Origin of the sequence: Bifidobacterium sp. B4111, assembly GCF_026537235.1 — a bacterium.
Taxonomy (GTDB): Bacteria; Actinomycetota; Actinomycetes; order Actinomycetales; family Bifidobacteriaceae; genus Bombiscardovia.
In genome coordinates, this window is record NZ_JAFNMO010000004.1 from 19,586 (window position 1) to 38,454 (window position 18,869).

15 protein-coding genes are annotated in these 18,869 nt (G+C 65.0%); 13 read left to right on the forward strand and 2 right to left on the reverse strand.

Features of this window, described 5'->3' with window-relative positions; genetic code table 11:
- The first annotated feature begins 21 nt into the window (after positions 1–21).
- From J3T93_RS07230 to acnA, 9 genes are all read left to right on the forward strand, one after another.
- Positions 22–948 carry an ABC transporter permease gene (locus J3T93_RS07230; RefSeq protein ID WP_121914526.1) on the forward strand — a complete coding sequence of 309 codons (927 nt, stop codon included), beginning with the start codon at positions 22–24 and terminating at the stop codon, positions 946–948.
- 31 nt (positions 949–979) lie between these two features.
- Positions 980–1,969 carry an ABC transporter permease gene (locus J3T93_RS07235; protein ID WP_267400268.1) on the forward strand — a complete coding sequence of 330 codons (990 nt, stop codon included), beginning with the start codon at positions 980–982 and terminating at the stop codon, positions 1,967–1,969.
- Between the two features lie 10 nt (positions 1,970–1,979).
- A complete protein-coding gene (locus J3T93_RS07240; protein ID WP_267400171.1) occupies positions 1,980–3,977 on the forward strand; it encodes a dipeptide ABC transporter ATP-binding protein in 1,998 nt (665 codons plus the stop codon).
- A gap of 37 nt (positions 3,978–4,014) precedes the next feature.
- Complete coding sequence (locus tag J3T93_RS07245) at positions 4,015–4,812, forward strand: DUF3710 domain-containing protein (protein ID WP_267400170.1); 798 nt, start codon at positions 4,015–4,017, stop codon at positions 4,810–4,812.
- Between the two features lie 4 nt (positions 4,813–4,816).
- Complete coding sequence (locus tag J3T93_RS07250; protein ID WP_267400169.1) at positions 4,817–5,503, forward strand: DUF3159 domain-containing protein; 687 nt, start codon at positions 4,817–4,819, stop codon at positions 5,501–5,503.
- Complete coding sequence (locus J3T93_RS07255; protein ID WP_267431222.1) at positions 5,496–6,782, forward strand: class I SAM-dependent RNA methyltransferase; 1,287 nt, start codon at positions 5,496–5,498, stop codon at positions 6,780–6,782. Before J3T93_RS07250 ends, J3T93_RS07255 begins: the two co-directional genes overlap by 8 nt.
- A gap of 1 nt (position 6,783) precedes the next feature.
- Complete coding sequence (locus J3T93_RS07260) at positions 6,784–7,428, forward strand: hypothetical protein (RefSeq protein ID WP_267431132.1); 645 nt, start codon at positions 6,784–6,786, stop codon at positions 7,426–7,428.
- The gene (locus J3T93_RS07265; RefSeq protein WP_267431133.1) at positions 7,412–9,898 is read left to right on the forward strand and encodes an HAD-IC family P-type ATPase; all 2,487 of its coding nucleotides are present in this window, start codon (positions 7,412–7,414) and stop codon (positions 9,896–9,898) included. The genes J3T93_RS07260 and J3T93_RS07265 overlap by 17 nt, the downstream gene beginning before the upstream one ends.
- A gap of 111 nt (positions 9,899–10,009) precedes the next feature.
- A complete protein-coding gene (gene acnA, locus J3T93_RS07270) occupies positions 10,010–12,739 on the forward strand; it encodes an aconitate hydratase AcnA (protein ID WP_267431134.1) in 2,730 nt (909 codons plus the stop codon).
- Between the two features lie 66 nt (positions 12,740–12,805).
- On the opposite strand, the gene J3T93_RS07275 is transcribed toward acnA, so the two are convergent.
- The gene (locus J3T93_RS07275) at positions 12,806–13,609 is read right to left on the reverse strand and encodes a Bax inhibitor-1 family protein (RefSeq protein WP_220237134.1); all 804 of its coding nucleotides are present in this window, start codon (positions 13,607–13,609) and stop codon (positions 12,806–12,808) included.
- Between the two features lie 458 nt (positions 13,610–14,067).
- Between J3T93_RS07275 and J3T93_RS07280 the strand changes: the two genes are divergently transcribed.
- Positions 14,068–14,907 (forward strand): aldo/keto reductase, encoded by an 840-nt coding sequence (locus J3T93_RS07280; RefSeq protein ID WP_267431135.1) that lies wholly within the window; start codon positions 14,068–14,070, stop codon positions 14,905–14,907.
- A 120-nt stretch (positions 14,908–15,027) separates the two neighbouring features.
- Here the strand turns inward: J3T93_RS07280 and J3T93_RS07285 are convergent, their stop codons facing one another.
- On the reverse strand, positions 15,028–15,738 hold the full coding sequence (locus J3T93_RS07285) for a GTP pyrophosphokinase (protein ID WP_416378843.1): 711 nt from the start codon (positions 15,736–15,738) through the stop codon (positions 15,028–15,030).
- Positions 15,739–15,871: 133 nt separating this feature from the next.
- Between J3T93_RS07285 and miaB the strand changes: the two genes are divergently transcribed.
- The 3 genes from miaB to J3T93_RS07300 are packed head-to-tail and all read left to right on the forward strand — an operon-like array spanning position 15,872 to position 18,861.
- Positions 15,872–17,290, forward strand: coding sequence for a tRNA (N6-isopentenyl adenosine(37)-C2)-methylthiotransferase MiaB (miaB, locus tag J3T93_RS07290; RefSeq protein WP_267431136.1), 1,419 nt, complete (start codon positions 15,872–15,874; stop codon positions 17,288–17,290).
- Positions 17,277–18,305, forward strand: a complete 1,029-nt coding sequence (gene miaA, locus J3T93_RS07295) for a tRNA (adenosine(37)-N6)-dimethylallyltransferase MiaA (RefSeq protein WP_267431137.1) — start codon at positions 17,277–17,279, stop codon at positions 18,303–18,305. Before miaB ends, miaA begins: the two co-directional genes overlap by 14 nt.
- A 34-nt stretch (positions 18,306–18,339) precedes the next feature.
- Complete coding sequence (locus J3T93_RS07300) at positions 18,340–18,861, forward strand: MerR family transcriptional regulator (RefSeq protein WP_267431138.1); 522 nt, start codon at positions 18,340–18,342, stop codon at positions 18,859–18,861.
- Positions 18,862–18,869: the final 8 nt, after the last annotated feature.

Here is an 18,869-nt window from a genome sequence, read left to right on the forward strand (position 1 = left end):
GATGACAAAGGAGAATAGCCGATGGGAAAATATCTTCTGCGACGTATTCTGCAGATGATCCCCGTCGTTCTCGGCACGACACTGCTGATATACGCGCTGGTCTTCGCGCTTCCCGGCGACCCTGTGGCCGCCATGTTCGGAGACAAGCCGGTCAACCAGGCCGTTGCCGCACAGATACGTTCGGAATACAATCTCGACAAGCCCTTCATCGTGCAGTACGTGCTCTTCCTGAAGAACGCGCTGACCCTGAACTTCGGCAACACCTTCGCCGGCCAGCCCGTGATCAGCGTGATCGGCAGGGCCTTCCCGGTGACCATCAAGCTGGCCCTGATGGCCTTCGTCTTCGAGGGCGTCTTCGGCGTGATCTTCGGCATCATCGGCGGCCTGACCAAGGGCAAGTGGTCGGACAACATCATCCTGGTCCTCTCCCTGCTGCTGATTTCGGTGCCTACCTTCGTCACCGGCTTCATCCTGCAGTACCTGTTCGGCGTCAAATGGCATCTGCTGCCGGCTACAGCCGGGGCCAATCCGGGCTTCATTGATCTGCTCATGCCGGCCGTTGTGCTGGGGTCGGTATCCATGGCCTCCATTATCCGTCTGACCAGGACGGAGATCACCTCCAACATCTCCGAGGACTACGTGCGCACGGCCCGGGCCAAGGGCATGAGCAACCGGTCCGTCATCGTGCGGCATGTGCTGCGCAACTCCCTGATCCCCGTGGTCACCTACCTGGGCGCCGACATCGGCGGACTGATGGGCGGGGCCATGATCACCGAGCGCATCTTCAACATCCAGGGCGTGGGCAACACCCTTTACCAGGCCATCCTGAGGGGCGAAGGCACCCTGGTGGTCTCCATCGTGACCATTCTGGTCCTGATCTTCGTCATCACCAGCCTCCTGGTCGACCTGCTCTACGCAGTGCTCGATCCGCGGATCCGGTATGCGTGAGGGAGAGGGACCGACTATGAGTGAAACGGCAATGAACGAGTCAAGCGAACAGAACGAAAGCCAGGCCCGCGTCTACTTCCCTGACCCCCTGCCGGGGCAGGAGCGGTTCGTGGCCCCCATCGACGAGACGCCCCTGCGCGAGGTGGACTCGGTGGATGAGGACGTGCCGCCCACCAGCATGTGGGCCGACGCCTGGAAGACCCTGAGGCGCAACCCGCTCTTCATCATCTCCTCAATCCTGGCGATCGTGGTCATCCTGGTGGCCCTCTTCCCCAACCTCTTCGCCAGGCAGGACCCCATGGCCTGCAGCCTGTCCGACTCCCTGGAGCCCGGCCGGCCCGGGCACCCCCTCGGCTTCGACCTGCAGGGCTGCGACGTCTACAGCCGCGTCATCCACGGGGCCCGGACCTCGGTGGCCATCGGTATCATGACCACCATCCTGGTCACCGTCTTCGGCGGCCTCATCGGCGCCATCGCCGGATTCTTCGGGGGCTGGGTCGACGCAGTGCTCAGCCGCATCACCGACATCTTCTTCGCCATCCCCATGATCCTGGGCGCCATCGTGCTCCTGCAGATGTTCCGCACCTCCACCTCCCTGTGGAAGATCATCCTGACCCTGACCCTCTTCGGCTGGGTCAACATGGCCCGTATCACCCGCAGTGCCGTGCTGGAGGCCAAGAACCTGGAGTTCAACACCGCTTCCACGGCCCTGGGCTCCACGCCTCTGCGCAACCTCTTCCGACACATCATGCCCAACTCCCTGGCCCCGGTCATCGTCATGGCCACCATGTCGCTGGGCACCTACATCGTCTCTGAGGCCACGCTGAGCTTCCTGGGCATCGGCCTGCCCTCCACCGTGGTCTCCTGGGGCGGGGACATCTCGACGGCCCAGAACCTCCTGACCACCAACCCCTCGGTCCTCTTCTATCCCTCTGCAGCCCTGGCCATCACCGTGCTGGCCTTCATCATGATGGGCGACGCGGTCAAGGATGCGTTGGATCCCAAGAGCAGAACGGCCTGAGTGAGGAAGCATGACTGAAGCAGACAAGAACATGACCACCAATCAGGAGCAGCAGCCCCTGCTCGACGTTCGGGACCTGCAGGTGGACTTCACCGCCGATGGGCGCACCGTCCACGCAGTTCGCGACGCCTCCTTCAACGTCTACCCCGGCCAGTGGGTGGCTATCGTGGGGGAGTCCGGCTCGGGCAAGTCCACCTCGGCCATGGCTGTGCTGGGCCTTCTGCCCGGCACCGGCAAGGTGACCGGCGGCAGCATCAAGCTCAATGGCCGCGAGCTGGTGGGCCTGGACCGCAAGGACTATGAGGCGCTGCGTGGCTCCCAGGTGGGTCTGGTCCCGCAGGACCCCATGAGCAATCTGAACCCGGTCTGGCGCATCGGCTCCCAGGTCAAGGAGGCGCTGACCGCCAACCACATGGATGTCTCTCGGGAGAAGCGCTCCCGGTTGGCCAAGGCCCTGGCCGGCGATGAAGAGGTGACGCTCAAGAAGTCAGACGACGAGCTCTTCATCTCCTCCAAGGACCTGCCCGGCCTGCTGGAAGCCGCCCGTCAGGCCCTGAGTGATGCCGGGGTGGCCGACGTGGACAAGACCATGGAGGCCCTGAAGGCCGAGTGGGATGTGGGCTCCGAGACCCGCTGGGGCGTGGCCAAGTCCCTGATCGACGCCGGTGTGGATGACGATGCGGCCTGGAAGTTGGCCAAGGAGCATGTGACCGGTTCGGACATGGATGACCGCATTGCCGGTCTGCTGTCGGAGGCCGGGTTGCCCGAGGCCGCCACCAGGGCCAGGCAGTATCCGCATGAGTTCTCCGGCGGCATGCGCCAGCGCGCCCTGATCGCCATCGGCCTGGCCTCCCGGCCCGACCTGCTGATTGCGGACGAGCCCACCAGCGCCCTGGATGTGACCGTCCAGAAGCGGATTCTGGACCACCTGCGCAACCTGACCGAATCCTTGGGCACCGCCGTGCTCTTCATCACCCACGACCTGGGTCTGGCGGCCGAGCGCGCCCAGCACATCGTGGTCATGTACCGGGGTCAGGTGGTGGAGTCCGGGCCCAGCCTGGAGGTCCTGCAGCACCCCCAGCACCCCTACACCAAGCGGTTGGTTCAGGCCGCGCCCTCGCTGGCCTCCCAGCGCATCATCTCCGCCAAGCAGCGCGGCCAGGATGCCGAAGACCTGCTGGAGCACCATGTCAAGGGCGAGAGCACCCTGGAGCGCAGCGAGCACGTCATCACCGTGGAGCACCTGACCCGCGAGTTCAGGTTGCCCCGGCGCAAAGAGATGTTCAAGGCTGTGGACGACGTCTCCTTCTCGGTCAAGCGGGGAACCACCTTGGCCATCGTGGGGGAGTCCGGCTCCGGCAAGTCCACCGTGGCCAACATGGTCCTGCACCTGCTCAAGCCCACCTCGGGCCGGGTGACCTACGAGGGCCAGGACATCGCCGGCTTCGGCAGCCACGAGCTCATGGAGTTCCGTCGGCACGTGCAGCCGGTCTTCCAGAACCCTTACGGCTCCCTGGACCCCATGTACTCCATCTACCGCTCCATCGAGGAGCCCCTGCGCATCCACAAGATCGGCAACGCCAAGTCCCGGCAGAAGCGGGTCAAGGAGCTGCTGGACATGGTGGAGATGCCCGAGTCGGTCATGGGGCGCTACCCCAACGAGCTCTCCGGTGGACAGCGTCAGCGCATCGCCATCGCCCGGGCCATGGCCCTGAATCCGGATGTGATCATCTGCGACGAGGCCGTCTCCGCCTTGGACGTGCTGGTCCAGGATCAGGTGCTGCGGTTGCTCAACGACCTGCAGGCCGAGCAAGGGCTCAGCTACCTGTTCATCACCCACGATCTGGCCGTGGTCAGGCAGATCGCCGACGAGGTGGTGGTCATGCAGCACGGCCGACTGGTGGAGCACGCCACCACCGACGAGGTCTTCGACCACCCGCAACGCCAGTACACCAAGGATCTGCTGGACGCCATCCCCGGCGGCAAGCTGCGCCTGGGTCTTGACTAGGTATCCTTTGCACAGACTCACAAGGAAATGAGGCATCATGGGATTGTTCGGTTTCGGCAAGAAACGCGCCAAGAAGCAGGCTGAGGAGGCCGTCGAGGAGTCCAAGGACGTTGAAAAGTCCACGGAGAAATCTGACCAAACCTCTCAGGCTGGCCGCGATGAAGCCGAGCAGAGCGGGAAGGGCCCCTGGGACAGTTTGGATTCCGAGGCCCCCGACACCGATGAGTACCTGGACATCGGTGCCCTGATGCTTCCCTTCCTCAAGGGCAGTGAGCTGAGGCTCAAGGCCAACTCGCAGACCGGCGACGTGCTGGGAGCCACCATCACCTACGGGTCCTCCAGTCTGGAGCTGGAGCCCTTTGCGGCCCCCAAGTCCCTGGGCCTCTGGGACGAGGTCCGGGCCGACCTGCTCAAGGCCAACCCCTCCTGCAAGGAGGTGGACGGCGTCTTCGGCAAGGAGCTGACCCTGCCCGTCAAGGTCAAGGGTAAGAACCTGGTGACCCGGGTGGTGGGCATCGACGGACCCCGTTGGATGCTGCGAGGCATCTTCTCCGGTCCTGCGGCCAAGGGCGGCAAGGAGAAGGATGTGCTCGACGGCTACCTGGCCGACCTGGTCGTGGTCCGTGGCGATGAGCCCCTGGCCCCCCGTGACCTGGTTCCCATGCATGCGCCCATCACCCCCAACCAGCGTCGAGGAGAAGCCGAAGACTCGGAGTCCAAGGACGATGAGAGTGCGCAGATCCCCGGCAGGCCTGAGGGCCCCTTCGATTCGGATCAGCAGACCGAGGTGAAGACCACACTGTCTCGCGGACCCATGTTCTCGGAGGTCCGCTAAGGCTGTGAAGCAGAAGCATCTCGGGCTGGCAGCGCTGGCCGACGACGATTTCTCCGTCATGGAGGCCATCGGCGGATGGCGGGGGATTGTCGAATCCCTGTTGCCGGGGCTGGTATTTCTGGTTTTCTTCCTGGTGACCGGCCGTCTGGGGCTGACCGTGGCGGTTTCGGCGGCCTTGGCCGTTGTGCAGCTCCTGATTCGTCTGGTTCAGCGGCAGTCTTTTCTTGGGGCGCTGACCGGTCTGCTTTCGGTGGTCATCTGCCTGGTGGCTGCCTGGCTGACCCGAGATGCCCGCAACTATTACCTGCCAGGATTCCTGACCAACGGATTCTGGATTATCGTTCTCGGTGCCTCGCTGCTGGCACGGATGCCCGGCATAGGCCTGCTGGTGGAGTATCTGCGCCGACCTGTCGTCTCCGGGTGGAGACAGTGGCTGGCCTCTTGGCGCAGTGAACCGGATCTGGTACGGGCCTATAATCAGGCCACCCTGGTCTGGATCGCCGTCTTTGCGCTGCGCCTGCTGGTTCAGGTGCCGCTCTACCTGACTGGTTCCGTTGGGTTTCTTGGTGCCGCACGCCTGATTCTGGGCCTACCCCTGTTTGCCCTGGGAATCTGGATCAGCTGGCTGCTGATCGGCGGTCCCTACCACCGTCGCCAGGCCGACCAGGAGGTTCATGCCGATCATGACTGAGACCAGGGTTCGTCTGCGTATCGAGCGCTATGCCGACCAGGGCCGTTGCGTCACCCATCTGGAGGACGGTCGGGTGGTCTTCGTCCGCTTCGCCCTGCCCGGGGAGCTGGTGGAGGTCCTCCTGGACGAGCCTCACGGCCGGGCCGGCAGATTCGCCACGGGAGAGGTCACCCAGGTGTTGGAGGCCAGCCCTGACCGACGTGAACCCGTCTGGCCCCTGGCTGGCCCCTTGGCCTGGGGAGGCGGCCTGGGCGGCGCTGATCTGATTCACGTCAGCCTGCCCGGTCAGCTGGCCTGGAAGGCCGATCTGATTGGTCAGCAGATGTCCCGTCTGGGCGGGGTCGACGTCCAAGTGCCGGTGGTCCGAGTTCCGGGCGATGAAGAGCTGGGCGGCCTGCACTGGAGGACGCGAATCGAGCTGGTGGCCGACGACCAGGGCCGCCCCTCCATGCGTCGGCGGGGATCGCATGACCGCCTGCCGATTCAGACCATGCCCCTGGCCACCCAAGAGCTGCTGGACCAGGCCGACGAACTGGGCATCTGGGAGGGCGGCCTGCCCGCTGGTGCCCGCATACGCCTGGCTGTGCCCCAGCCGCGCGATGGGGGACCGGTCGGTGACAACTTCGCGCTGCTGGTGGATGGACGCCTGAGTAAGGGGAGCCGCCTGTTGATGGAGCGGCTGGAGGCCGGAGCAGGACCTGTCTACCAGGTTCGGGCCGACGGATTCTGGCAGGTCCACCGCCAGGCACCGGTCGTGCTGACCAAGGCGGTCCTGGACCAGGCCAGGCAGGCCCTGAATGGGGTCGCCGAACCGGTCATCTGGGATCTTTACTGCGGATCAGGGCTCTTCACCCTGCCCCTGGCTGCTCTGGCTGACGGACGGGCCCGGCTTCTGGCCGTGGAGGGGTCCGCCGGAGCCATTGCCAGCGCGAAAAACAACGTAAAGCAGGCCGGGCTGGACCGGGTGGCCCTGCGTCGAGGGGACGTGGCCAAGATCCTGGCTGGCGGTGCGCCCAAGGGGCTGGGCCATCCCGACCTGATCCTGCTGGATCCACCCAGGGCCGGCGTCAAGGCTCAGGTCTGCCGACTGCTGGCCGCCAGCGGGGCGCAGACCATCATCTATGTGTCCTGCGACCCGACCAGCCTGGCCAGGGATACAGCCACCCTGATCTCCCTGGGCTACAGTCCCAGGCATCTTGAGGCCTTTGACATCTACCCGATGACCCACCATGTGGAGACCGTGGCGGTCTTCACCCGCACGGCGGGAAGGCAGCGCTGACATGAGCCGCGCCGGGCGGATCGTGGCAGCGGTCAGGCGGCTGGCGGGTCTGTTGCTGGCGGTCGCTCTGCTGGCAGGCCTGCCCATGCTGACCGGTTGCGCCCCCAAGGACAGGGCCGTGGGCGACTCCTGGCATGAGGGCACCGTGCCCCATGACGGCGTGGATCGGTCCGACACGCTTGTGGCCTTGATTGGTTGCCCACAGAAGGGTGACAAGGAACCCGATACCGGTCTTGACAGCCGTATTCTGGCATCCTTGAAGGCCGAACGCATGAAGGGTTATTTCTCCTCGGCGCAGTCCACCAGCGATCAGCAGGACGGGGTGCAGGATGCAGTCAACCGCGAAGCCAGTCTGATTTTGATCCGCCGGCCCGGAACCGGCGACTGGACCCCGGCCCTGAAGGCAGCCCGGAAGGCGGGTATCCCCGTGGTAGAGTTCGCTCAAAGCGCCAAGGCTTGGACTCCTGACCCAGGTAGGCTCTACTATGCGGCTACGGTCCACCCGGTGGATCCTGCCCGGAATCAACGCGCGCCCTTGCTGGCCGACGCTCTGCAGACCATTGTGGACGACGGACCGCATGCAAGGATCATGGCCGTGCGCCTGAGCGCCGACCGAAAGGGGGCCGAGGATGAGTACAGGCAGTGAGCAAGTGCCGACAGCGGGCACAGGCTTTCCGGACACAGACCGGCCGGGGCTGAGCTCCCAGGAGGTGGAGCAGCTGAAGGCCCAGGGCCTGGTCAACGTCTCCCAGAACCAGACCTCCCGCAGCCTGGGCCAGATCATTCGAGACAACGTCTTCACCCTCTTTAACGGGATAATCCTGACCGCCATGGTGGTGGTTCTGCTGACCGGCCAGTGGAAGGATGCGGTCTTCGGACTGATCATCATCATTAACACCGGTATCGGCGTGGCCACCGAGCTCAAGGCCAAGCATACCCTGGACGGGCTGTCCATCCTGGTGGCCTCCGACTATACGGTACGCAGGGATGGGTGCAACCTGACCGTGCTCCACGATGCCATCGTCAAGGGGGACCTGCTTTGGATCCGCTCCGGGGATCAGGTGCCCGCCGACGCGCAAATCATCGACACCTACGGCCTGGAGCTGGACGAGTCCATGCTGACCGGCGAATCGCGCACGGTCAAGCACACGCCAGGCGACAAGGTCTACTCGGGCTCCACGGCCGTCTCAGGCATGGCCCTGGCCCAGGTCACCGCTGTGGGCGCCGACTCTTACGCAGCCACGCTGACGGCCAAGGCCAAGGTCTACAAGAAGGTCCGTTCCGACCTGAACGAGGGCATCAACACCATCCTCAAGGTCATGACCGTGGTGGTCATTCCCCTCTGCCTGCTGCTTATCTTTACACAGATGCGGACCGTCGGCGGCTTCCAGACGGCCCTGGCCACCGGAGCCTGGCGGCAGGCCGTGGTGTCTGCTGTGGCCGGGGTCGTAGGCATGATCCCTGAGGGTCTGGTTCTGCTGACCTCTCTGAACTTCGCCCTGGCTGCCATCCGCCTGGCCCGCCACCAGACCCTGGTCCAGCAGATGGAGTCCGTGGAGACCCTGGCCCGGGTGGACGCCCTGAACTTGGACAAGACCGGCACCATCACCGACGGGGGCATCGTCTATGACGATCTGCATCCGCTGGTCGATGACTTGCCTGCCCAGCAACTGCGGCAGGCCCTGGTGGACGTCTGCGCGGAGGAGAGCCCCAACGCTACCGGCCGTGCCATCCTCAAGGGGATGGACGACCTGCGCCCCGGCAGGGCCGTCAGCCGCCTGCCTTTCTCCTCGGCCCGCAAGTGGAGCGCCGTGGCCGACCAGTCCGGCAAAATCTGGTACTTCGGCGCTCCGGAGGTGCTCCTGGCATCCCAGGCGGGCAGGTGGCCCCAGGTGGACCTGCAGGTGGCCGACTTGGCCGACCGCGGCTATCGGGTGCTGATGCTGTCCGCCCCCGATGGGTACCCGAGCACTGACCAGCCTGACCACTTCACCAGCAGCCCCGATCTGCCTAGGAACCTGAAGCCCCTAGCCCTGATCACCTGCTCGGAGCACATCCGCGAAGACGCTGCCGAGACCCTGGCCTGGTTCCGCCAACAGGGTGTGCGCTGTCGGGTCATTTCGGGCGACAACCCAGCCACTGTGGCAGCTATCGCCAACAAGGTGGGCCTGACCGGCGACCGTGCCCCCAGGGCCATGGATGCCCGCCAGTTGCCCGAGGACACGGCAGCCCTGGCCGAGGTCCTGGAGGATGTAGACGTGCTGGGCCGGGTCCTGCCCGACCAGAAGAAGGCCATCGTCCAGGCCCTGCACCTGAAGGGTCACACAGTGGCCATGACCGGCGACGGGGTCAACGACTCCCTGGCTCTGAAGGAAGCGGACCTGGGCATCGCCATGGGCAATGCGGCGGCCGCCACCAAGGCTGTGGCCCAGCTGGTCTTGGTGGATTCGCGTTTCTCCCACCTGCCCGACGTGGTGGCCCGGGGCCGGCAGGTCATGGCCAACATGGAGCGTGTGGCCGGCCTCTTCCTGGTCAAGACCGTCTACTCGGCCCTGATCTCCTTGGGAGTGGTCCTGACCGGCATCCCCTTCCCTTACCTGCCCCGGCACATCACCTACATCGGCGCCCTGACCATCGGCACGCCGGCCTTCTTCCTGGCGCTGGCCCCCAACACCAGGCGCTACCGGCCAGGCTTCCTCAAGCGCGTGGTTACCTTCGCCCTGCCCTCGGGCATCGCCACTGCTTTGATTGTGCTGGCGGCGGCCTGGAGCCTGCCCGGCTTGCTGGGCCTGGACCTGGCCCGGCCCGGTGACCTGGAGCGCTGGCGGTCGGTCTGCGCCATCGTCCTCTTCTGTATGGGCGTGCTGGTCCTGACCCAGGTGGCCCGGCCCCTGCGCTCTTGGAGGGGCCTGCTGGTCCTTTTCTTCGCTGCAGCCGGGGTGATCGGGGCCCTGATCCCCATGGTGGCGCAGTTCTTTGCCATCAGCCTGCCCACTGGTCCGGCCCTGGTCACAACCGTGGCCTTTGCCCTGGTGGGAGCCCTGCTCATGGTCCTGGCCGTCTTGGGCTATCCGGCATGCGCACGTTACATACGCCAAGTAACACATGGGCGCTAAGAATGGAACATAAAGAGCGCAGATAGCGTCACTGACGGTCTGGGGTCCTCCTGCCGCCGGTCCACGTGGGCGCAAGGGCCGGCGCCTGAGCGTCCAGGGAAGGGGTGGTGCATGTCAGAATCCGCACAAGATGCCGGTCGTTCCAAGCTCAAGGTGGGTTCCGAGGAGTTCGAATACTACCGGATCAGTGACCTGCCGGGAATCGACCACCTGCCCTACAGCCTGCGCATCCTGGCCGAAAATCTGCTGCGGCACCAGAACGGAACCACGGTGACCCGGGACCAGCTGGATCAACTGCTGGACTGGGACCCCAAGACCCAGTCCGACAGGGAGATCCAGTTCACCCCCGCCCGGGTGCTCATGCAGGACTTCACCGGCGTACCCTGCATGGTCGACCTGGCCACCATGCGCGATGCCGTCAAGGCCCTGGGCGACGATCCTTCCCTGGTCAACCCGCTCATCCCCGCGCAGATGGTCATCGACCACTCCGTTCAGGTGGACAGCTCGGGCGTGCCCGGTGCCCTGGAACACAACATGGACCTGGAATACCAGCGCAACAGTGAGCGCTACCGCTTCCTGCGCTGGAGCCAGCAGGCCTTCCAAAACTTCCGCGTGGTGCCCCCGGGCACCGGCATCATCCACCAGGTCAACCTGGAGTACCTGGCCCAGGTGGTCATGCGCAGGGACAGGACCAAGGGGGAGGGGCCGGCCCTGGTCTACCCGGACTCCTGCGTGGGCACCGACTCCCACACCACCATGGTCAACGGCCTGGGCGTGCTGGGCTGGGGCGTGGGCGGCATCGAGGCCGAGGCGGCCATGCTGGGCCAGCCCATCTCCATGCTGGTGCCCCAGGTCTTGGGCTTCAAGCTGACCGGATCCATTCCCGAGGGGGTCACCGCCACCGACGTGGTGCTGACCGTGACCCAGATGCTGCGCGAGGTGGGCGTGGTGGGCCGGTTCGTGGAGTTCCACGGCAAGGGCCTGGCCCAGGTCCCCCTGGCCAACCGGGCCACCCTGGGCAACATGAGCCCCGAATTCGGCTCCACCTGCGCCATCTTCCCCATCGACCAAATCACCCTGGACTACCTGCGTCTGACCGGCCGCAGCGACGAGCATGTGCGCCTGGTGGAGGCCTATGCCAAGGCCAACGGCCTGTGGATGGACCCGGAGGATGCCGACTGCCCCGAACCCGAGTATTCGCAGGTGCTGGAGCTGGATCTGTCTACGGTGCGGCCCTCCATTGCCGGCCCCCGGCGGCCCCAGGACCGCATCCTGCTGGACCAGGCCCAGAAGACCTACCAACGGGACCTTAAGGATTACAGTGACCAGGACAAAGACAAGGGCGAGGCTGTGCCGGTCAGGAAGGCCGACGGCAGCGAGTTCAGCCTGCGGGACGGGGATGTGGTCATCGCGGCCATCACCTCCTGCACCAACACCTCCAACCCCTCGGTCATGGTGGCCGCCGGTCTGCTGGCCCGCCAGGCGCGCGCCCGGGGCCTCAAGCCCAAGCCCTGGGTCAAGACCTCGCTGGCGCCGGGCTCCCAGGTGGTGACGGACTATCTGAACCGGACCGGCCTGAGCAAGGACCTGGATGCCCTGGGCTTCGAGCTGGTCGGCTACGGCTGCACCACCTGCATCGGCAACTCCGGCCCCCTGGACCCGGCCATCCACCAGGCCATCGCCGATCATGACCTGACAGTGACGGCCGTGCTCTCGGGCAACAGGAACTTCGAGGGGCGCATCAGCCCGGACGTGAAGATGAACTATCTGGCCTCGCCGCCCCTGGTGGTGGCCTACGCCCTGGCCGGCACCATGGACTTCGACCCCTGGCACGACTCCCTGGGCCAGGACAGCCAGGGCAAGCCGGTCATGCTGGCGGACATCTGGCCCTCCCAGGAGGCCATCGAGTCCGTAGTGGGCACCGCCCTGGACCGGGACATGTATCTGCGCGACTATGCGGACGTCTTCGGCGGGGATGATCGCTGGCGGAAGCTGGAGGTGCCGGAGGGCGAGCTCTTCCACTGGGACCAGGATTCCACCTACATCCGCCGCCAGACCTTCTTCGACGGCATGAAGGCCCAGCCCGACCCCCTGGAGGACATCCACGGGGCCCGGGTGTTGGCCCTGCTGGGGGATTCGGTCACCACCGACCACATCTCGCCCGCAGGGGCCATCAAGGCCGATGCCCCGGCCGGCCGTTACCTGCAGGAGCATGGCATAGCCCCCAGGGATTTCAACTCCTACGGATCCCGGCGTGGCGACCATGAGATCATGGTCCGGGGCACCTTCGGCAACATCCGCCTGCGCAACCAGCTGCTGGCCTCGGTGGGGCTGAATGTGCGCCCGGGAGGGTTCACCTACGACTTCCTGAACGGCCAGGAGACGACCATCTTCGATGCTGCGCAGGACTATGCCAGGCAGGGCACGCCCCTGGTGGTGCTGGCCGGCAGCGAGTACGGCACGGGCTCCTCCAGGGACTGGGCGGCCAAGGGTACAAGGATGCTGGGCGTGAGGGCCGTCATCGCCAGGTCCTTCGAGCGCATCCACCGCAGCAACCTGATCGGCATGGGCGTGCTGCCGCTGGAGTTCCCAGCGGGTCAGTCGGCCCAGAGCCTGGGTTTGGACGGCCGGGAGACCTATGACCTGGTTGGCGTTGATGCGCTGAACAGCTCCCTGCCTGAGCAGGTCCAGGTGTGTGCCCAGCGGCCCGACGGCAGCAGGGTGGAGTTTGCGGCCAAGGTGCGCATCGACACCCCTGGCGAGGCCGAGTACTACCGCAACGGCGGCATCCTTCAGTACGTGCTGCGTGGTCTGCTGGCCAGGGTCGACCAGGATGCCTGAAAAACCAGGATGCCTGAAAAAGATATAAAAAATCCCGCCCCCGATGCCAGGGGCGGGATTTCTTCGTCAGTTCCGGTCGCCGACCAGATTCAGGATGTAGAGGAAGAGGTTGACGAAGTCCAGGTAGAGGTTGAGGGCGCAGAGGATGGAGACCCGCTTGATGGCCTCCGGCCCCTGGCTGCGGTAGGTGGCGAAGATGACCCTGGTCTGCTGGGCGTCGTACATGGTCAGCCCGGCGAAGAGGATGATGCCGATGGCCGAGACCACGCGCAGGGCCGTGTTCGAAGGGGCCACGAAGAGCATGACCAGCTGGACCAGGATCAGCATGAGCAGGCCGGCCATGAAGATGGACCCCATGCCCAGCATGTTCCGCCGGGTGGTCAGCCCCAGCATGCTCAGAACGAAGAAGAAGCCTGCGCTGATCACCAGGGTCAGCATGATGGACGGCAGTGAGTAGGTTATGAAGATGGTGCTCAAAGTGAAGCCCATCAGGGCCGCATAGAGGTAAAACATGACCCGGGCGGTGGAGGTGCGCATACGCATGATCCGGGCGCTCAGAATCATGGCGAAGGCCACCTGGACCACGGCCATGCCGATCCAGCCCAGGGTGCCCGTGGCCTGCATGAAAGCCAGGAGCAGTCCGGTCCGGGCGGTCAGATAGGCCGTCAGGGCGGTGACCAGCAGGCCGACGGCCATCTCCGCATAAGCGCGGGACATTGAGACCCGCTCCGCCTTTTCAAAGCTGTATGCTGCGTTGGCGTCGATGGGCGAGCCCATGCTGTAGGGCTCACCGCCCTGCATGGTCGGCATCGGCTGCTGCGCGTACTGACTGTATGGGGCCTGCGGCCGCGGATTCCCGTTGAAAGCCATCTGCTCCTCCTTGTCGTTCCCGCCTGTGGCGGATAGTTATCTTATCCAAGTCTACATGGCGGGCTGGCTGTATAAAGGGTGTTTGCTCTGGCCGCAATGGCGGGGTGGTTCCTTGCCTACACCCCGCCGTTGCGGTTGCCTCTTTCTGATTGTGTGTTGCACGATTTAAGGGGTATGAGCCTCTGCGGCGCTCAGCCCTGTCGGGCTGGCCCGGCAGGAGGCCGGATGCATGAACCGGCAGCCAGGCGGGCCGGTGCCGTCTGCCATGTCGGCCTCCTGCCTGCCGGAAAGCCGCCCAGCCGGAGGACAGGACGCATGAAGAACATGCCCAAGCACGGTTTCGTGCATCGACATCTGTCAAAAAGCCGTTATCGCTGGTTCGGCCCATCTTGCCTGGCAGATAGAATGAACAGGCAACACGTCACGGCCTCTGATCGGCCGGCAAGGAGTATGCCTATATGACCGGAAACGTCACCGACACCGTCATCACCCTCAACAATGGGGTCAGCATTCCCCAGCTGGGGCTCGGGGTCTTCCAAACACCTGATGGCGAGGCCACCAGCCAGGCCGTCACCTGGGCCCTGCAGGCGGGCTACCGCCACATCGACACCGCCATGATCTACGGCAACGAGCAGTCCGTGGGGGAGGGCCTGCGCCGCTCCGGGGTTGACCGGCGGGATGTCTTCCTGACCACCAAGCTCTGGAATGACGACATCCGCGCTGGGCGGGCCAAGGAGGCCTTCAATGAGAGCCTGGACCGGCTGGGCGTGGACTATTTGGACCTCTACTTGATCCATTGGCCCGCCAAGGGCTGGCAGCAGGCCTGGGAGGACATGGAGGAGCTCTACACCCAGCGGCGCGTGCGGGCCATTGGGGTCTGCAACTTCCAGAAGCACCACCTGGACGAGCTGCACACTATCAGTGGCACCAAGCCGGCGGTCGACCAGATTGAGTCCTCGCCCCAGTTCGTCAACGGCGACCTGATCGATTACTGCCACGGCACCCTGCGTGTGGATGTGGAGGCCTACAGCCCCCTGGGCGGCACCGGCGGCAACCTGCTGGCCGACCCCAGGCTCAAGGCCATGGCCGAGCGCTACGACCGCTCACCGGCACAGATCGTGCTGCGCTGGCATCTGCAGCGCGGGGTCATCGTCATCCCCAAGTCCACCCACAAGGACAGGATTGAGCAGAACGCGCAGGTCTTCGACTTCGAGCTGAGCGACGAGGACATGCAGGCCGTCGCCGCCATGAACAGGGATGAACGCACTGGCGCGGATCCCGACCATTTCGACTTCTGAGGAATGGTGGTACAGGAGGAGACCCGACCTTGAAGGCGGGGCCACCTCCTGGGGCCTGGCGGAAGCCCCAACCCTTCCACCTGGCCTGGTTTCTATGGTAAAGGATCTGTGAGGATTCAGTTAATCGGTATTGCCGCTGATGGCTTCGTCGTCGGAATCCTGCTCCTGGGGCGAACCTGAGATGTCGCGGTGGATGGACTGCATCTGCACCTCAATGTTCTGCAGGGAGCGGGCGCAGTCCAGCAGGGTCTGCGAATGCTCGGCCAGGCGGGCGTCGGGTAGGTCGGACTTGTAGCGCAACTGGTGCTCCAGGGAGGCCCAGTAGTCCATGGCGATGGTGCGGAACTGAACCTCGACCGGCGTGTAGTGGGGGCCCGAGGTCAGGAAGACAGGCACGGCATAGATGACGTGCAGGCTGCGGTAGCCGTTCATCTTGGGATTGCGGATGTAGTCCTTGACCCTCAGCACCTGGATGTCCGACTGGTCGGAGAGATAGCGGGAGACCGAGTAGACGTCGTCCCGGTAGTTGCAGATGACACGCACGCCGGCCACATCGAAGATGTGATCGCGCACCGAGGTGATGGTGACGGGCAGGTTCTTGCGGTGCAGCTTGCCGATCAGCGAGTCCACGCTCTTGAGCCGGCGCTCCATGTGATGGATGGGGTTGTGGCTGAACCTGACCTGGAACTCGGTGTCCAGCACGTCCAGCTTGGTCGAAATCTCGTACATGGCCCCCTCGTAGGTCTGCATGAGATTGACGAATTCCGTTATCTCGTCGATATTCAGCTTGGGGCGGTCCCTTTCGTCCAAGTCTGACAGCCGTTGCTTCATTTCGGATGCGCTCATGGCACTGTTACGGTCGAGTATCACATGAACCTCCCATGCCGCCGTTCGTAACCATGACTCATGGTACGCACAGGCCCCGATGGCCGCGGGACCCGACCTGCGCATACAATCATGGCTTATGGAAGCAGGCGAGGGCATGAGCGTGACCGCTCAGCGTAAGGGCAGCAGGGGCGTCTACTATGTGCGGACCCTGGGCTGTCAGATGAACGAGCACGATTCCGAGCGAATTGCCGGGGTGCTGCAAGACCACGGCTACCAGCAGGCCACGCCCGAGCAGGTTCGCGCACACGAGGTGGACGTGATGGTGCTCAACACCTGCGCCGTGCGCGACAACGCCACCGAGCGCATGTACGGGACCATCGGGCGCTGGCACCGGTTCAAGCAGCACAAGCCCGACACGCGCATCGCCGTGGGCGGCTGCATGGCCCAGAAGGATCGGGAGCGGATTGTGAGGGCGGCGCCCTGGGTGGATGCGGTCTTCGGCACCAGGGACATCGGCTCGTTGCCCGGCCTGCTGGATAAGGCCCGCGAGGACGGGCGGCCCCAGGTGGGGGTCTCGGAGGAGTTGCGGAATCTGCCCGGGCGACTGCCGGAGGTCAGGGCCTCGCGCTCGCAGGCCTGGGTGTCCATATCGGTCGGCTGCAACAACACCTGCACTTTTTGCATCGTGCCCTCGGTGCGCGGTCGGGAGCGGGACCGGTCCATGGACGACATCCTGCACGAGGTCCGGGACTGTGTGGGCTCCGGAGCCCGCCAGGTGACCCTGCTGGGGCAGAACGTCAACTCCTACGGCTGGTCGACGGGGGACCGCTACGCCTTCGCCCGACTCCTGCGCGCCTGCGGCAGGGTGCCCGGGCTGAAGAGGATCCGCTTCACCTCGCCCCATCCGGCTGCCTTTACCGACGATGTGATTGCGGCCATGGCCGAGACTCCCACGGTCATGCACCAGCTGCACATGCCCCTGCAGTCGGGCTCCGACCGGATCCTGAGGGCCATGCGGCGCTCCTACCGGTCCCAACGCTTTCTGGAGATACTCGACAAGGTGCGGGCCGCCATGCCCGATGCCCAGATCACCACCGACATCATCGTGGGATTCCCAGGGGAAACCGAGGAGGATTTCCAGGCCACCATGGATACGATGCGCCGGGCGCGCTTCTCGTCGGCCTACATCTTCGAGTATTCGCCTAGGCCCGGCACACCTGCCGCGCGCATGACCCAGCTTCCCAAGGCCGTGGTCCAGGACCGGTTCGAGCGTCTGCATACCCTGCAGGAGTCCATCACCATGGAGCAGATGAAGGCCTTCACGGGCAAAGACGTGGAGGTGCTCATCGGCGACGGGCACGGCCGGCATGACGGCAGCACCCACCGGGTGACCGGGCATGAGCGTACCGGGGTGCTGGTCCACGTCGGCGTGCCTAAGGGAATGCCTGCGCCAAAGCCCGGCGACCTGGTCACCTGCACCGTCACCCAGGCAGGGCCCCACTATTTGATCGCTGACCCGGATCCGCAGGCAGGGCAGGTTTATGACATCCGCTGAACCAGAGCAGCCCGCCGGGGAGGGACCCCGCATCGTCTCCATCGTGGGTCCCACAGCCTCGGGCAAGACCGCCCTGGGAGTGGCCCTGGCACAGGCTTTTGAGGCGCGCGGGCAGACGGCTCATATCGTCAATGCCGATGCCTACCAGATGTACCGGGGGATGGATGTGGGCACGGCCAAGCCTTCGGTAGGGGAGCGGCAGGCGGTGATCCACCACCTGATCGACATCATCGAGCCGGAGGAAGCCATGAGCGTGGCCCGCTTCCAGGCCATGGCCCGGTCCCTGATAGCCGACCTCCGGACGCGAGGAATCAGGCCAATCCTTGTGGGCGGCTCCGGGCTCTATACCCGGGCTGTCATTGATGGCCTGTCCTTCCCTGGCACTGACCCGTCGGTCAGGGCCAGGCTGGAGGAGTTGGCCCAAGAGGAGGGCCCCGGGCTGCTCTTCCGCGAGCTGCAGGAGCGGGACCCGGAGGCTGCGGCCCGGATGGATCCTCGGAATGTGCGCAGGACCGTGCGGGCCCTGGAGGTCATGGATATCACTGGACGGCCCTACTCGGCCAGTCTGCCCCGATATCGCTACCTGATGCCCGCCCTGCAGTTGGGACTGGACCTGCCCCGGGAGGAGCTAGACCGCAGGATCGACCAGCGCACCCAGGCCATGCGCGACCGGGGGCTTGTTGACGAGGTGAGCGGGCTGCGAAACCGCCTGGGGCCCACAGCTTCCCGTGCCCTGGGCTATCAGCAGATTCTGGACTACCTGGACGGCCGCACCGACCTGGATGCCGCCTTCGAGCTGATAGCGCAGAAGACCAAGCGCCTGGCCCGCAAGCAGATGGGCTGGTTCGGCCGGGATCCGCGTATCCACTGGCTGAATGCCCTGGCCCCGGACTTGGCTCAGCAGGCCCTGGACTTGGTGGACCAGGCCGACCAAGGCTGCTTCGACCAGGCGGATGCCCAGGCCGATCTTTCAGAACAGGGAAGGGTGACCAGACACCATCTGGGAGCGCTTTGACTTCAAGTACTTGAAGTTCCTAGGCTGGATGGGTATGACCACCATCATGCAGCCCCAGGCTGAAACCCAGACCGCCCAAACCCAGGCCGACCAGGAATCCGGGCCCTGGTACACCATTCGCCAGGCCTCGCTCATGTCAGGGATGCCGGAGACTACCCTGCGCTACTACGAGACCATCGGCATCATTCCGCCCATCGCCAGGGATCCCTCAAGCGGCCACCGCTGCTACAACCAGGAGGATCTGGACCTGCTGGAGACCATCTCCTGCTTGAGCGCCACGGGCATGTCCCTGGAGCACATGCGGGAGTATCTGGGCAACCGCGCGGCGGGATCCGAGGCCGCCGGACGGCAGATCGAACTCCTGGACGAGCAGGAACAGCGGCTGGACCAGCGGATGGCCGACCTGCGCGCACGGAAACGGTATGTGCAGCTCAAAATACAATACTGGGGGCGCATCCGCGACCACGACCAGGCTGGTGCAACACAACTAATCAGTCAGAGTGCCCAGATTATCGAGGCCGCCAAGCGTAGCGGCAACGAGCGGCTGCCGGGCTGAAGCTGCCG